Source organism: Salinimicrobium oceani (assembly GCF_012037645.1).
This window is the reverse complement of record NZ_JAAVJR010001495.1, coordinates 1-302: the sequence shown is the minus strand read 5'-3', so window position 1 is coordinate 302 and position 302 is coordinate 1. Positions and strand designations below refer to the sequence as shown.

At 40.4% G+C, this 302-nt stretch carries 1 pseudogene; it reads left to right on the top strand.

The window, feature by feature from the left end:
* Positions 1-185: pseudogene (locus tag HC175_RS22800) on the top strand (tRNA (adenine-N(6)-)-methyltransferase); the annotation flags it as partial.
* Positions 186-302: the final 117 nt, after the last annotated feature.

Below are 302 nucleotides of genomic sequence, written 5' to 3'. Positions count from 1 at the left end.
AACTTTTTCCGAAGCGTATCACTCGCGTAAAAGGAACTCCGGAATCTGCAGTAAAAAGAACCCTGCTGGAATTATCATTTTTGGAAGGTGAGCCATTGGAAGATGAATTGATCATCGAAACCGCCAGACATCAATACACTCCGAAATACACCGAACTGGTGAAGGATTTTTACTTGAAGATGTAGGCGAAACTAACCTAGACCTCACAGCTTTCTAAAATCTGGGAAGTTTTTTAAGCTTTTCACCAGAAGTAAGATTTTTCTCCTATTTTGGCGGTGATTAAGCCAGCTTCATGAAAGGAA